Origin of the sequence: Shewanella carassii, assembly GCF_002777975.1 — a bacterium.
GTDB classification, from domain to species: domain Bacteria; phylum Pseudomonadota; class Gammaproteobacteria; order Enterobacterales; family Shewanellaceae; genus Shewanella; species Shewanella carassii.
Window position 1 is genome coordinate 126986 of the sequence record NZ_NGVS01000023.1, and the last position, 15003, is coordinate 141988.

The following is a 15003-nucleotide window of genomic DNA, read 5'->3' on the forward strand; positions in this document are numbered from 1 at the left end:
AGGCTCCAACAAAAGCGACCAGTTGTTACTGTCCGTCTGGCGGAAAGCCGTAAATAAAGCAGTTGTTTTGGCGGTGTCTCAACACCCCACATGACTTTATAAGGCCGCAAGGCCACCTTTTTGAGGACCTAAGTGCATGTCTGAGCCGACAGCGTTAAGTCTTGTTCCCCCGATTGTCGTATTGGTGCTGGCCATTTGGCTGCGTCGTCCCATCCTGGCCTTAATCATAGGTGCCGTCAGTGGTCTGTTGCTTCTTGACCCCAGTCAGGTACTGAATAACTTCGCCGATATCTCACTCAAAGTGATGGCCGATGAGACCATAGGATGGTTAATCCTGGTATGTGGCAGTTTCGGTGCCCTGATAGCCTTGTTGGTGCGCACAGGTGGCGCCTTGGCCTTTGGCCGTAAAGCGCTCAAACTTGCCAAGGGGCCACGCTCATCTCTGCTGATGACCTTTGTGCTCGGCCTGGTGATCTTTATTGATGATTACCTGAATGCACTCACGGTCGGCGAAACCATGAAGCGGGTCACCGACAGGTTCAAGATTTCCCGTGAGATGCTTGCCTATGTGGTCGACTCCACCGCAGCACCTGTGTGCGTCTTGGTACCGTTATCTACCTGGGCGGTGTTCTTTGGCGGGCTATTGGTTAACAACGGTGTGGCCGCTGAAGGCGAGGGGATCCAAATCTATATGCAAGCGATCCCTTATATGTTTTACGCCTGGTTGGCGGTTGCCATGGTGCTGCTGGTCATCCTTGGCATAGTACCGGCCATAGGGCCGATGAAAAAGGCGCAGCTCGCGGCGGCGGCCGGCAGTCCGGCCAAAGAGCAGACAGATTTTTACGAGGTTCAGACCTCGGATGAATATGCCGTACGTGCCATGGAGGAGGAGTTCGAGCAGGCGGATAAGCAAGGACAATTGCACAATTTCTTGGTACCCATTTTGCTGTTGGTTGGTTTTACCGTCTACTTCGATATCGATGTCTGGAAAGGCTTGTTGGCAACCTTGGTGATTACTTTGCCATATTACGCGGTGCAGCGTTTGATGCCCTTATCCGAGATGATGGATCAGATGATAGATGGCTTCAAAAGCATGTTGCCGGCCATAGGCACAGTTATCGCCGCCTTTGTTTTCAAAGATGTTTGCGACCAACTGTTGCTGCCTCAGTATGTGATTGAGTCCCTGAGTCCCTTTATGACGCCTAAACTCTTGCCTGCAGTGGTGTTTGTGGCCATGGCAATTCTGGCCTTCGCTACCGGGTCCAGTTGGGGAATTTTTGCGGTGACCATTCCTATTGTGATGCCGCTGGCTCAATCCGTTGGAGCCGACATTCCTCTGGTGATAGGTGCCTTGTTGTCGGCTTCATCCTTTGGTAGCCAGGCTTGCTTCTACTCAGACTCCACCGTTCTGGCGGCGCAAGGATCGGGCTGTAATCTGGTAAGCCATGCGGTGACACAGTTACCCTATGCCTTGATAGCGGCAGTACTTACCTTTATTGGCTTCATCATAGTTGCATGATTAGTCGCGTGATTAGTTGAATGACGGCTGTTTCATAAGCCTGAGCCTACCAATAAAAATCCCCAAGGTTATGCCGCGGGGATTTTTTATCAAAGGTTTGCCGCCAGAAGCCATCAATAAAAGCGGACACAAAAGGTTCAATAGCTCGACATATCAAACGCTTCCCGGCAGTATTGTGAATAACGACACAGGGAATTTGCCTTCTATGGTGTTTGTAAGTGAGTACCATAAGGCTCAAGGACGGAGCTGTATGCATATATTCTTTGCCATTACTGCGCTGCTGTTATTACTCATAACACCTCTAAGCAGTAACAAGAGCCGTTGGTTTACTCCATCTCCTCGCCAGGCTATGGCTTTTATCAGCGTTCTTTGGCTAATTGTCTGGGGCTGCTCTGCAATTTTCAAAACTATACTTCCCGATGCTTCAGGCTCAGGTGTGATAAGTGCTATTGCAGGCTTGGTACTGGTTATTTTGCTTATCTTTGCCGGTATCTTAATGATTATCCGGATGGATGGAAAACACAGTGCCAAACGAAGTGCGGCACTTAAGGTTTTTCGTGCCAAACAGCGGCAAGATTATGCTCAAACCCCTTTGATTGAACATTTTAATGTTACTCAAAACCAGGATACTGCAGGTCAGCTCATCTCCTTGAAAGCGGAGATCGTTTTTAAACGCGATCCCTTAATTGAAGGCCGCAACATTAAGATAATTGCCTTCGTGGATACCAATAGCCAGACTCAAGGGGCTTCCCTTTATGAAAATGTACTCTTCTCATCCCGCATGGCACTCCAGTGCCAGTCGGAAAGTACACTCGTCTACCAAGTGGAGATAGCGGCTGCAGAGATAAGGAACGAGCTGAACCGAATAAGAGGCAGGTTGAAAGACAGTTCAAATGAAGAGTTAATGGGGAAGGATGAGAGTGATATCAAACTCGACTACTCTGTGTATGTAATCGGTCCTGATTATATTACGGAGCTCGCTGAGAAACCCGGTATCTGCTTTACCTCTTTGTCTGATGAGGCGCTCGCTTTGCGGGACTATTATCCGGGAGGCTCCCCTTATGAAGCAGCTTACCCTGCCTTATCGAATGAAAAGTTAATGCTCAATACCCGTTTGCGACTGGCATGCTAATAACAAGCCATTAAATCAAAGCGGAAATTTAATTCGGTGTTCTTATGAATTTTTCAGCGGCACAAAAAAGCCAGCAACGATGCTGGCTTTTTACAAAGGAGGGCGATTTAATTAAACGCGCTTCTTGAATTCACCGGTGCGGGTATCGATTTCAATCTTGTCGCCTTCTTTAACGAAGTCGGCAACCATCACCTTCAGATCTGTACCTACGATAGAAGCAGGCTTCATTACCTTACCTGAGGTATCACCACGGGCGGCAGGTTCAGTGTAACCTACTTCGCGAATGATAGTAGTAGGCAGTTCTACAGAGATGGCTTTACCTTCGTAGAAGGTAACCTGACAGATCTCTTCCATTCCATCAACGATGTAGTTGATGGCATCACCCATGTTTTCGGCTTCAACGTCATACTGGTTGAAGTCTGCGTCCATAAAGACATACATAGGATCAGCAAAGTAAGAGTAGGTGCACTCCAGGCGCTCAAGCTGGATATCTTCCAGTTTGTCATCAGCCTTGAATACAGTTTCAGTGCCGGAACCTTGCAGCAGGTTCTTCAGCTTCATCTTTACCACAGCAGCGTTACGGCCGGATTTGTTGAACTCGGTCTTAAGTACAACCATAGGGTTGCCGTCAACCATGATAACGTTACCTGCGCGGACTTCCTGAGCAGTCTTCATTACGTATGTTCCTATATAAGCGGTTTTTCAATTCAGCGCAGAATCTTAGCCGTTTTTGGCCATTTGCACTAGCCTGTTTGCCAGATCTGCTTCATTTATTGCTTCAGCCGGCCACTTTTTGGCATGTTGTAGCAGGGCCGGCATGGCAGAATTCAGAGCTTGCCAGCTTTGGCAAGCTTGTTCACCCTGACCGCAGTTGAATGCCGTATTCAGCGTTCGCCAAGTTTGGGCGACAGGGGGAGGCAGATTATCGCAGTATCGTGCCATAAAAGCATCCAATTTTACCAGATGTGCTTGTTCTTCCTGTTGATAGATATGCCAAATAAAGGGTTTTGCGGCCCATTGAGCGCGTAAAAAGGAATCTTCGCCGCGAACTATGTTGAAATCGCAACTCCACAACAGGCGATCATAACCATCTTGATCTGTCATCGGCAGGACTTGCACCTTGAGTGCGCCGCGGCTGAAACTCTGACCGGCTTGCCAACTGGCGGGATCTTGCCAGTCGACTTTGGGTCCGGAGTCCTGGTTAAATTGCTCAAGCAAAGGCGCGAGGCAACCTAGGCTACGCCCCTTGGGGACTAACAGTTGTACTCGCCGCTCACTCTGTTGCCAAAGCTTAAGCAGCGCTGGCAAGGCTGGGGTCTCGTAGCTGAACAGGCTGATGAGGTAATCATCAATGGTAATATCACTAAGCCCCAGCTCGGCAAAGTGGGCCATGGCGTGCTCAGGCGTTGCTTGCCAGGCATCACGTTCGCTAAACAGAGACTGCTCGCAGATGAGCCCGCCTGATTTTGGGGTAAAGCCTGGGAAGAAAAAGGTCTTCTTGACCCCTTTGAGTGCCGGCGAACTGAGGCCATGACAGTCCTCTATCCAGCTCTCGGCGCTGAGATAATCTAGGTTTATCCACTTGGGCGCCTTGGCAAGCTCAGGCAGGCTTGTGAGCACTTCCGAGGGCAAGTCGCAGGCAAAGGCTTCTATCAAGACTTCGCCCGGTAGCCAGGCCAAGGGCAGGGGGGCGCACCAGTGGATGACTTCAACTCCACCAAAGTGTTGACTGACAAGAGCCGGGTTAAGTTCGGGCAAAATATGCGCGAAGCTGTTGAGATCATCGACCCACAAACGTACCTCAATGCCGTATTCGCTGACCAGTTGCCGCGCCAGGCGCCAGGTAACACCTATGTCACCATAGTTGTCTACCACAGTGCAGAAGATATCCCAATGACGCTGATTGTCGACTTGCATTGTGTTTCCATGTTCCAGAGTGATAGCCAATAAAAAGGCGGCCATAAAGGCCGCCGGAGAAGTATCTGGGAGCGGATATTAGTCTTCCAGCTCAGCCAGGCACATCTCTTCGTATATCTGTTTAACCCAGGCGTCGACGCGTTCTTCGGTCAACTCGGGTTGACGGTCTTCATCTATACCAAGACCGACAAAGTGCTTATCATCAACCAGTCCCTTAGAGGCTTCGAAGTTGTAGCCTTCTGTTGGCCAGTGGCCAATGACTATTGCGCCGCGCTCTTCAACGATATCGCGGATCATGCCCATGGCATCGAGGAAATACTCGGCATAGTCTTCCTGATCGCCGCAACCGAAAATGGCTACCAACTTATCGGTAAAATCTATCTGCTCCAGCTCAGGGAAGAAATCGTCCCAGTCACATTGAGCTTCACCATAGTACCAGGTGGGGATCCCGAAGATTAGCAGGTCGTATTCGGCGATCTGCTCTTTGGTGCTCTTGGCGATATCTTTCACCTCAACCATCTTCTTACCCAGTTTCTTCTGGATCATCTTGGCTACAGCTTCGGTGTTACCTGTATCGCTACCGAAAAAAAGACCTACAGTTGCCATTGTCTTTCCTTTAATGTCTAGTTCGCTATCTACTTCGATCTTTCCTGACAGGGGCTAACCTAACTGCTCCTGAAGGATCAATTCTATTAACTGGCTGCGGCTGATGTTACTGGCCAAAGCCTTCTCATTCAAGGCGTCATATAAATCTTGTGACACTTTTAACTCTATTCGTTTCAGACCCTTTGCCCGATCCCGCATGATCTGGTTACGTTTATTCACCTTGAGCTGCTGCTCGCGGGGCAAAGGATTGCTTCTAGGCCGTCCGCGGCGCTTTTCAGTGGCAAAAAGGTCTATGGTGGTTCTGTCTGTTGCTTCTTTTGCCATTTGAAATCTGATGTTTAACCTATACCTGAGCCTTCCCAGGTCATTTGAATTATTCCCTTGGCGACAAAGCCTGCACAGCCAAGGAAGAGTACTAACCAAACAATAAAGCGACCAAACTTGGGCACATTACCCTGCTTGAGCACATCCCTGATGGCCATACCGATAAAAAAGAAAATTGCCGCGAAAAACAGATCCAGACCTATGGCTTCTATCTGCTGCATATACTGATTTAACACGCTGCAACTCCTAGTGTTCCCTTACCCAAAAGAGGCGGGAATATAGCATATTGGTTCGGGGGCTGCTACCGCATTTACCCTCAGTTAGGTCCTTGTTCTTGCTCGGTACTGGTAATGAAATCGGACACAATACGGTTAAATATCGCCGGTTTCTGGGCGTGCAACCAGTGTCCGCAACCTTCCAGAGTTTTAGCTTTCACTTGCGGGAATTGAGCGATGATCTGCTCTTTGTAATCGCCTGTGACATAATTTGACTCGCCACCCCGGAGCATCAAGGTGGGTCCCTGATAGCTCAATTGGCCACCGCGGCGCTCTGGGCCATTATGCCAACCTATGATCGCCGGATAACTGTCAATCAACCCCGGCAGATTCATCTTCCACTCAAACCCGGACTCGGTTCGGCGCAGGCTTTTGAGTAGAAATTGCGCCGTCGCTTCATCGATCTCATGATTTAAAAGATGTGCCAGCGCTTGACGTCTGTCTTTAATATCCAGCGGCATACTGCTCAGGCCGGCAAACACTTTTTCATGTCTCGGCGAGTAGGCCACAGGCGCGATATCGGCGGCGGTCAGCGATTGTACTCGCTGCGGATAAGCCAGCGCGGTTGCCATGGCAATCTTGCCGCCCATGGAATGGCCCACCAGATGTACCTTGTCTATAGCCAGCTCATCGAGCAGAGCCACAAACGCTTTTGCAAGGGCTGGATAGTCCATCTGTGGCCAATGTTCACTTTGACCGTGATTGGGACAATCGACTCTTATCACTCGATGATTTTGCTCAAGCTGGGCCCCGAGCGATTTGAGATTATCCAAATCACCGAATAAGCCATGGATCAGCAATACCGGACTCCCGCTTCCGGTCGAGACAAAGTGCATACGCCCCCCTTTACTGTGAGAGTTTGTTGTCAGCATTCGGCAGGGGGCAAATTCTGCGACAAAGGTCAGTATTTGACAAGGATGGATGCGGATTTAACACTGGATTTGACCGCTTTTTCAACAAATTGGCTGCACAAGTCTTAGGTTTACAACTCAATTCTCGTATTTTGGTATGATTCAGCCTTCCACCGCTGGCGAGTTATGGCATACTTTGAGCCAAATCGCAGCTGCGCCCCAGAGGGGCTTTGACGGCACAGTCATTAAGGCTGCATAGAACAAGCAGAAATTAAAGGAATCGGGCCATGAAATATATTGAGGTGGATGAGGAACTGTATCGCTTTATTGCCGGGAAGACCGAAAGGATTGGCGAAAGCGCATCGGATATTCTTCGTCGACTGTTGGGCTTGGATGCTACCGCAGTTGAGCCCAAGGCTCCGGCTGATATCAGCCAGCCAGGAATGGAGCAGGGCTATCGTCCCAATGCATTACCCGAAGTAGAGTCCACTCTGGACTTTGACAACCTGTTTAGCAGTGCGGCTATCGAAGCCCAAAAGGGGGCCGTTGGCCGGTTTCTGTTCGCCCTCGAATGCCTGTACAACCAAGACCCCCGCGGTTTTGAACAAGTGCTGCAAGTTCAGGGGCGTGACCGCCTCTATTTTGCCACTTCGAAGGAAGCCTTGCTCAAGGCCAGTAAGTCGGCCAACCCCAAAGAAGTCGGCAGCAGTGGTTTTTGGGTGACCACTAATAACAACACTGCCAAGAAACACACTATATTGTCTGAAGTCCTTGAAAAGATGGGTTGCAACGGCAGCAAGGCTAAAGCCATTGCCGATAAGGCTTTGCCGCTTAAGGCGTAAATCTGTATTTCAACATCGCCATCAAGGAGTACTGTTTTGGCTATTCATGAGCGGGCCGGTAACAAGGCCACGCAGAACGATCTGGTTAATATTCCGCGGCTGATGAGCCACTATTATCGAATTGTCCCCAACGGCGACGATCCGGCCCAAAGAGTGAGCTTTGGCACCTCTGGGCACAGGGGCAGTTCCTTCAGCGGCAGCTTCAATCAAAACCATATCTGGGCCATAACCCAAGCTGTGGTAGATTACCGCCAATCCCATGGAATTGAGGGTTCACTCTATCTGGGCATGGACACCCATGCCTTGTCTGAGGCGGCTTATATTTCTGCCATCGAAGTCTTGCTGGCCAACAATGTGAAAGTGGTGGTGCAAGAAAACCAAGGCTTTACGCCTACGCCTGTCATCTCCCATGCCATAGTTAGCGCAAACCGAAATGCCCACGAGCTTAGCGATGGCATTATTATTACCCCGTCTCACAACCCCCCTCAGGATGGCGGAATTAAGTACAACCCGCCCCATGGTGGGCCGGCAGAAGGTGAGATTACCGCCTGGATTGAACAGCGAGCCAACGATTATCTCAAGGCGCAGCTGGAAGGGGTCATGAAACTCAACTACGGCGTAGCCGCCAGTATCGGACTCATCAAAGAAACCGATCTTATTGAGCCCTATGTTGCCGATCTTGCTTCTGTGGTGAATATGCAAGCCATCAAAGATGCCGGCATTCGCATAGGTGTCGACCCTTTGGGCGGCTCAGGTATCCATTACTGGCCACATATTGCCCGCCGTTATGGGGTGAATATCACAGTGGTCAACGACCGGGTGGATCCCAGCTTCAGCTTTATGCCACTGGATAAAGACGGCAAAATCCGCATGGACTGCTCATCGCCTTTTGCCATGGCAGGCTTGCTTAAGCACATGGATGAGTTCGATATCTGCCTTGGCAACGATCCCGACTACGACAGACATGGGATAGTCTGCCCAGAGACAGGGTTGATGGACCCCAACCACTTTTTGGCAGTGGCGATAGATTACCTGCTGGAGCACAGACCCGATTGGCCGCAGACGCTGCAGATCGGCAAGACCTTGGTTTCCAGTGGCATGATAGACAAGATAGTTGCCTCACATGGGCGCCAGCTTTGTGAAGTGCCGGTTGGTTTCAAGTGGTTTGTCGGTGGGTTGAGTGAAGCCAGCCTGGCCTTTGGCGGCGAAGAAAGCGCCGGCGCCGCCTTCCTTCGACGTGACGGCACAACCTGGTGCACGGATAAAGACGGTTTTATTCTCGGACTGCTGGCCGCTGAGATCCTCGCCGTAACCGGCAAAAATCCAGCCGAGCGTTATGCAGAACTGGCTGCTATACACGGTCATTGCTTCTACAAACGGATAGACAGTCCCATCAATGCCAAGCAAAAGGCGCGTTTTGCCACCCTCAATGCAGATACTCTGGGGGCAGAGACTTTGGCCGGAGACAAGATTAAGGCGGTACTGACCAAGGCCCCTGGCAATGATGGTGCCATTGGCGGTATTAAGGTGCTAACCGACAACGGCTGGTTTGCCGCCAGACCTTCAGGCACTGAGGCACTCTATAAAATTTACGCCGAAAGCTTTGTCAGCGAGCAGCACCTGCAGCAGATACTGGAACAGGCGAGAGCGCTGATAACCAGCGCCCTAAAAGGCAAGCCGAACTGAGCTTAAGAGATTGCCAATTCAGTAAAAAAGCGCAGCCGTGAACACAGTTGCGCTTTTTATTTCCGGGGTTCAATATTCAAGATGGCAACTGGGCAGGTTATTCTTCTGGATATAATCCTGATGATATTCTTCCGCACGATGAAACTGTTTCACTGGAACAATTTCTGTCACTATGTGCCGCTGCCCCCACTTACCACTACGAGCCAACGCCAGTTTCGAGGCCTCAGCCTGCTCCTTCTGCTCTTTGCTGTGAAAAAAAATCACGCTCCGATACTGGGTGCCGATATCACCGCCTTGGCGATTGAGACTGGTGGGGTTGTGATTGCTCCAGAAAACTTGCAGCAGCTCGTTAAATGAAACCTGGGCTTCATCGAACTCCACCTGAACCACTTCGGCATGGCCGCTGTTTCCCTGTTTGACCTCTTCATAGCGGTTGATTCTATCATCACCGCCCATATAACCACTGCTGGCGTTTAATACCCCGGGCACCTGGCGAAAGAAATACTCCACCCCCCAAAAACAACCGCCACCGAATGTTGCTACCGCCATTGAACTTATCTCTAGATGTCTGGATGGCCAAATTGTGCATGATAAGCTTTCCCGGCACAAGTGGTGTATTTGTTGGAGTAGCTTTTTTCTTCCTTAGTTAGATAAGGATTATCTGAAACCCGTTCGCGAGCCTAGCATTGGATAGCTTTAGTCACATCACCAATTTAATAAGCTGTGATACTATGAAACCTTGCTCTCCGGCGCTGGTCTCAACTAGCAAACGCACTGCGACAAATGCCCAGGAGGCAGCGTTAATGGAAACAACAGCCAAAGCGGCAATAAGAAGGAGTATTTCGTGTTACAAGCCTTGAAGGATAATCCTGACTTCCTGTCATTGACTCTAAATAACCCCAATTCACTGGAAAGCGTTAGCGGCACGCTTGGCGACCACACTCGGATAGCGATTTGGGACACAGGAGTCTTGCTGTTTGAACCTCTGGACAACCAGAGTGATAAAGATATCGTGCTGTCATCCGGGGTACACGGCAATGAAACTGCACCTATTGAACTGTGTAATGGCATTATCAAGTCGCTGTTGAAGCAAGATATACGGGTAGGGCAGCGAGTACTTTTCATGTTCGGTAACCCGGCGGCAATTAACCGTGGCACCCGTATTGTCGATGAAAACCTCAACCGGCTGTTCAGTGGTGAACATTCCAATTCCCCCGGGCTGGTGAACCCGGAGCGGATCCGCGCCAAGAAGCTGGAAAATTATGTCACACGTTTCTTCGAAGACGCACCGCAAGGGGCAAGACAGAGGATCCATTACGATCTGCACACCGCCATTCGCGGCTCCAAGCATGAAAAGTTTGCCATCTATCCCTATCGACCGGGTAAGGCTTACAGCCGTGAACAATTGATGTTCCTAGAGGCGGCCGGAGTCGATACCGTGTTGCTGCATCATGAACCCACAACCACTTTCAGCTATTTCTCGTCAAATCAGTTTGGCGCTGACGCCTTTACCATTGAGCTTGGCAAGGTTTACCCCATGGGACAAAACGATATGACACGTTTTATCGCCACCCGGGAGATGCTGAGCCGTTTGATCTGCAAGCAATCGCTCGAACTCGAGGAACAGGCGCTTGAACGGGTCAATATCTATCAGGTCTGTAGGGTCATCAATAAGCAGGCCGACGACTTTGAATTTACCTTCGCCAGCGATGTGGAAAACTTCACCGCTTTCCCCAAGGGATATGTGCTGGCGCGGGAAGCGGGCCGGGATATTAGAGTAGAGCAGGACTCGGAAGCTGTGGTGTTTCCCAACGCCAAGGTGCCCATTGGCCAACGAACGGTGATCTGCCTGGTTCAGGCCACAGAGGTGCCATTGGCCTGAATTGTAAACCAATATATACGCACCGATCCCATGCTAGTTGGCAAAGCGACCAAGGCGGGAGTTGCTTGCTAGTTTACGTTAACGTAATGTTCGGGGCGCGTACTGAAAAAATCGGTAGGGCCGGTTTCGAGCCGGACAAACCCAGAGATAACAAGAGCACACTATGAGCAACGCAACAAAGATGAATGAGACGGTGCATCGGGTGAGTTTTTTGAACAAGGACTCGCTGCATATCCCTGTACTCAAAATACTTCAGGCCGACGGCACCACCTATGAAGAGGCGGTATTGCCCGTCATAGATGAAGCCCTGTCACGCAAGATATTCGATACCTGTGTCTTTACCCGTGTCCTGGACGAACGTATGTTGGGCGCCCAGCGTCAGGGAAGGATCAGTTTTTACATGACCTGTATCGGTGAAGAAGCCGCCGTTATCGGCAGTGCCGCCGCGCTGGATGACAAGGATGTGATCCTTGCCCAGTACCGCGAACATGCCGCACTGCGTTATCGCGGCTTTACCACAGAGCAGTTTATGAACCAGATGTTCAGCAATGAGAAAGATCTGGGCAAAGGCCGGCAGATGCCTATTCACTATGGCAGCCGTGAACTCAACTACCAAACCATCTCTTCACCGCTGGCGACCCAGATCCCGCAGGCATCCGGTGTAGGTTACTCGCTGAAGATGCAGGGCAAGCGTAATGTCGCTATCTGTTACTTTGGTGAAGGTGCCGCCTCTGAAGGCGATTTCCATGCCGGTCTCAATATGGCCGCAGTTCATAAAGCGCCGGTCATCTTTTTCTGCCGCAACAACGGCTACGCCATCTCAACCCCTACGGAAGAGCAGTACGCCGGTAACGGCATAGCCAGCCGCGGCGTTGGTTATGGCATGCACACCATCAGAGTCGACGGCAACGATATGTTGGCGGTTCTGGCCGCAACGCAGCAAGCCAGAGCCTACGCGCTTGAAAACAACGCGCCAGTGCTGATTGAAGCCATGACCTACCGCCTGGGCGCCCACTCATCTTCCGACGATCCATCCGGTTATCGCTCTAAAGAGGAAGAAGCCAAGTGGCAACAGCATGACCCTGTGAAACGCTTCAAGTTGTGGCTTATCAACAAAGGCTGGCTCAAGGAAAGCGACGAGACCGAGCTGTATGAGAAGTATCGCGAGGAAGTGCTGGCCGCGGTAAAAGTGGCCGAAAAGGTTCCGGCACCAGCCATAGACGCCATCATAGAAGACGTTTTTGATCAGCCGACAGCGGCGCTCAAGCAGCAATTAACCGAGCTTAAGGCCCACGTTGCCAAGTATCCGAAAGCCTATCCTAAAACAGCAGGGAGATCATAAGCGTGGCACAGATGAATATGTTACAGGCCATCAATAATGCCCTGACCATAGCGATGGAAGCCGACGACAAGATGCTGGTTTTCGGTGAAGATGTAGGCCATTTCGGCGGTGTGTTCCGGGCAACTTCCGGTTTGCAGGAAAAGTTTGGCCGTGAGCGCTGCTTCAATACTCCACTTACCGAGCAGGGGATAGCAGGCTTTGCCAACGGCCTGGCTTCCAACGGCATGACGCCGGTAGCGGAAATCCAGTTTGCCGACTACATCTTCCCGGCGTTCGATCAAATCGTCAACGAAGCGGCTAAGTTCAGATACCGAAGCGGCAACGAGTTTGATGTCGGCGGCCTGACCTTCAGAACCCCCTATGGCGGCGGCATTGCTGGCGGTCATTACCACTCCCAGTCACCGGAAGCCTACTTTACCCAAACGCCCGGTCTTAAGGTGGTGGTTCCCCGTAACCCATACCAAGCCAAGGGTTTGCTGCTGGCCGCCATTCGCGATAACAACCCTGTGGTCTTCTTTGAGCCCAAGCGCCTGTACCGCGCCTCTGTCGGCGATGTGCCGGAAGGCGACTATCAACTGGAGCTGGGTAAAGCCGAAGTGGTTCGTGAGGGTAAAGATATTACTCTGCTTGCCTGGGGCGCGCAGATGGAAATCATCGAGAAAGCAGCCGATATGGCCAAAGAGGAAGGCATTGACTGCGAAGTCATCGACCTTCGTACTCTCGCCCCTTGGGATGTGGAAACCGTGGCCGAGTCGGTGAAAAAGACCGGCAGATTGCTCATCAACCACGAAGCGCCGCTGACCGGTGGTTTTGCCGGTGAAATTGCTGCTACCATCCAACAGGAATGCTTCCTGTACCTGGAGTCGCCCATCAGCCGGGTTTGTGGTCTGGATACGCCATATCCCTTGATCCACGAAAAAGAATATATGCCGGATGCGCTTAAAACCTTTGAAGCCATCAAGGCCTCGGTGAATTTCTAGGAGAGCCAGGATGATTAAAGATTTTATTTTGCCCGACATAGGCGAAGGTGTTGTCGAGTGTGAACTGGTGGAATGGTTGGTGGCTGAGGGGGATACCGTCGCCGAAGATCAACCCGTTTGTGATGTGATGACAGACAAGGCTCTGGTGCAAATTCCTGCGCCTTTCCCCGGTGTTATCAGTAAGCTTTATTACGCCAAAGGTGAAATTGCCAAGGTGCATGAGCCTTTGTATGCCGTGGAAGTAGACGCTGCAGACAGCGAAGTGCCTGTACCTGTAGCCAGCGCCGATACTGCTGCACAGCCGAGTACTAGTGCTGCAGGTGGTAGCAGCCAGGTGGAAGACTTTATGCTGCCGGATATCGGCGAGGGCATAGTCGAGTGCGAACTGGTGGAGTGGCTGGTCGCAGCAGGCGACACTGTGGTTGAAGATCAACCTATCTGTGATGTAATGACAGACAAGGCACTAGTGCAAATCCCGGCGATGAAGGCCGGTAAAATAGTCAAGCTGCACTACCGCAAGGGGCAGTTGGCCCAGGTGCATCAGCCTCTGTTTGCCATTGAAGTTGCCGCTGAATCCACCAGTGCAGCCGTGGCTCAACCCGCTGCAGCAAGTGCTCCATCAAGCTCAGCCTCTGCCGTCTCTCAAGCCCAGAGCAGCTCGCAAACTGCCGCCTGCAGTATGGTGCCCCAGGGCAAGGCACTTGCAAGCCCAGCGGTAAGACGTATGGCTCGCAGTCTGGATGTTGATATCGCCAAAGTGCCTGGCAGCGGCAAAAATGGCCGGGTCTACAAAGAGGATATCGAACGTTTCCTTAAGGGGGCGGCTCCTCAGGTACAAGCCCAAACCCAAACTTTGGCAGAGGGCCAAGTGCAAGCCAGCAAAACGGCAACGGCAAGCGATAGGGTAGAGCCTATCAAGGGCGTTCGCGCCGTGATGGCGCGGATGATGATGGAGTCTGTCTCCAGCATTCCGCACTTTACTTATTGCGAAGAGTTGGACTTGACCGAGCTTATCGCCCTTCGTGAAGCGATGAAGGCCAAGTACTCAAATGACGAGCTCAAGTTGACCATGATGCCTTTCTTTATGAAGGCCATGTCGTTGGCGCTGACCGAGTTTCCGGTGATCAACAGCCGAGTGAACGCCGATTGCACCGAACTCACCTATCTTGGTCGTCATAACATAGGGATGGCCGTCGACTCCAAGGTCGGTTTGTTGGTGCCCAACGTCAAGGATGTGCAGGATAAGTCGATTCTGGATATCGCCGCCGAAGTGACCCGTCTGACCCAGGCCGCGCGCTCGGGTAGAGTCGCACCTGCCGATCTGAAAGATGGTAGCATCTCCATCTCCAACATAGGCGCGCTGGGCGGCACTGTGGCAACGCCTATTATCAATAAACCCGAAGTGGCGATTGTGGCCTTGGGTAAGGTGCAAACCCTGCCGCGCTTCAATGCCAAGGGTAAGGTGGAAGCCCGTAAACTGATGCAGGTCAGTTGGTCTGGTGACCACAGAGTGATAGATGGCGGCACCATTGCCCGCTTCTGTAATCTGTGGAAGCAGTATCTCGAGCAGCCGCAGGAAATGCTGCTGGCGATGAGATAAGATAGAAGGCCCCGCAATGCGGGGCTTCGTTTTAGGTGTGCTTGAGC

The 15003-nt window shown here is 51.4% G+C and carries 15 protein-coding genes; 8 read left to right on the plus strand and 7 right to left on the minus strand.

Annotated elements, in window-relative coordinates; genetic code table 11:
* Positions 1-136 precede the first annotated feature (136 nt).
* Together CBE72_RS11500 and CBE72_RS11505 are read left to right on the plus strand one after the other, a co-directional pair.
* The gene (locus CBE72_RS11500; protein WP_100143635.1) at positions 137-1519 is read left to right on the plus strand and encodes a Na+/H+ antiporter NhaC family protein; all 1383 of its coding nucleotides are present in this window, start codon (positions 137-139) and stop codon (positions 1517-1519) included.
* Positions 1520-1769: 250 nt separating this feature from the next.
* On the plus strand, positions 1770-2651 hold the full coding sequence (locus tag CBE72_RS11505) for a hypothetical protein (RefSeq protein ID WP_100143636.1): 882 nt from the start codon (positions 1770-1772) through the stop codon (positions 2649-2651).
* A gap of 111 nt (positions 2652-2762) precedes the next feature.
* Here the strand turns inward: CBE72_RS11505 and efp are convergent, their stop codons facing one another.
* The 6 genes from efp to CBE72_RS11535 form a co-directional block, all read right to left on the minus strand.
* On the minus strand, positions 2763-3326 hold the full coding sequence (gene efp / locus CBE72_RS11510; RefSeq protein WP_100143637.1) for an elongation factor P: 564 nt from the start codon (positions 3324-3326) through the stop codon (positions 2763-2765).
* A 45-nt stretch (positions 3327-3371) separates the two neighbouring features.
* Positions 3372-4568, minus strand: a complete 1197-nt coding sequence (earP, locus tag CBE72_RS11515) for an elongation factor P maturation arginine rhamnosyltransferase EarP (protein ID WP_100143894.1) — start codon at positions 4566-4568, stop codon at positions 3372-3374.
* Positions 4569-4646: 78 nt separating this feature from the next.
* The gene (gene fldA, locus CBE72_RS11520; RefSeq protein ID WP_100143638.1) at positions 4647-5174 is read right to left on the minus strand and encodes a flavodoxin FldA; all 528 of its coding nucleotides are present in this window, start codon (positions 5172-5174) and stop codon (positions 4647-4649) included.
* Positions 5175-5228: 54 nt separating this feature from the next.
* On the minus strand, positions 5229-5498 hold the full coding sequence (gene ybfE, locus CBE72_RS11525; protein ID WP_025010403.1) for a LexA regulated protein: 270 nt from the start codon (positions 5496-5498) through the stop codon (positions 5229-5231).
* Between the two features lie 14 nt (positions 5499-5512).
* Complete coding sequence (locus CBE72_RS11530; protein ID WP_100143639.1) at positions 5513-5734, minus strand: DUF2788 domain-containing protein; 222 nt, start codon at positions 5732-5734, stop codon at positions 5513-5515.
* 80 nt (positions 5735-5814) lie between these two features.
* A complete protein-coding gene (locus tag CBE72_RS11535) occupies positions 5815-6609 on the minus strand; it encodes an alpha/beta fold hydrolase (RefSeq protein ID WP_100143640.1) in 795 nt (264 codons plus the stop codon).
* 302 nt (positions 6610-6911) lie between these two features.
* Here CBE72_RS11535 and seqA point away from each other — a divergent pair, with 302 nt between their 5' ends.
* Both seqA and pgm read left to right on the plus strand, forming a co-directional pair.
* Entirely contained in the window at positions 6912-7466 is a 555-nt protein-coding gene (gene seqA / locus CBE72_RS11540) for a replication initiation negative regulator SeqA (RefSeq protein WP_100143641.1), read from the plus strand.
* Positions 7467-7502: 36 nt separating this feature from the next.
* Entirely contained in the window at positions 7503-9152 is a 1650-nt protein-coding gene (gene pgm / locus CBE72_RS11545; protein ID WP_100143642.1) for a phosphoglucomutase (alpha-D-glucose-1,6-bisphosphate-dependent), read from the plus strand.
* 69 nt (positions 9153-9221) lie between these two features.
* Here the strand turns inward: pgm and msrA are convergent, their stop codons facing one another.
* On the minus strand, positions 9222-9701 hold the full coding sequence (msrA, locus tag CBE72_RS11550; RefSeq protein ID WP_100143643.1) for a peptide-methionine (S)-S-oxide reductase MsrA: 480 nt from the start codon (positions 9699-9701) through the stop codon (positions 9222-9224).
* Positions 9702-9996: 295 nt separating this feature from the next.
* Between msrA and astE the strand changes: the two genes are divergently transcribed.
* The 4 genes from astE (at position 9997) to CBE72_RS11570 (ending at position 14956) form a co-directional block, all read left to right on the plus strand.
* The gene (gene astE, locus CBE72_RS11555; RefSeq protein ID WP_100143644.1) at positions 9997-11034 is read left to right on the plus strand and encodes a succinylglutamate desuccinylase; all 1038 of its coding nucleotides are present in this window, start codon (positions 9997-9999) and stop codon (positions 11032-11034) included.
* A 163-nt stretch (positions 11035-11197) separates the two neighbouring features.
* Positions 11198-12376: a thiamine pyrophosphate-dependent dehydrogenase E1 component subunit alpha gene (locus CBE72_RS11560; protein WP_028779909.1), complete on the plus strand. Its 1179-nt coding sequence runs from the start codon at positions 11198-11200 to the stop codon at positions 12374-12376.
* Between the two features lie 2 nt (positions 12377-12378).
* Positions 12379-13356 (plus strand): alpha-ketoacid dehydrogenase subunit beta, encoded by a 978-nt coding sequence (locus tag CBE72_RS11565; RefSeq protein WP_071476039.1) that lies wholly within the window; start codon positions 12379-12381, stop codon positions 13354-13356.
* Between the two features lie 10 nt (positions 13357-13366).
* Positions 13367-14956: a dihydrolipoyllysine-residue acetyltransferase gene (locus CBE72_RS11570; RefSeq protein WP_100143645.1), complete on the plus strand. Its 1590-nt coding sequence runs from the start codon at positions 13367-13369 to the stop codon at positions 14954-14956.
* Positions 14957-15003: the final 47 nt, after the last annotated feature.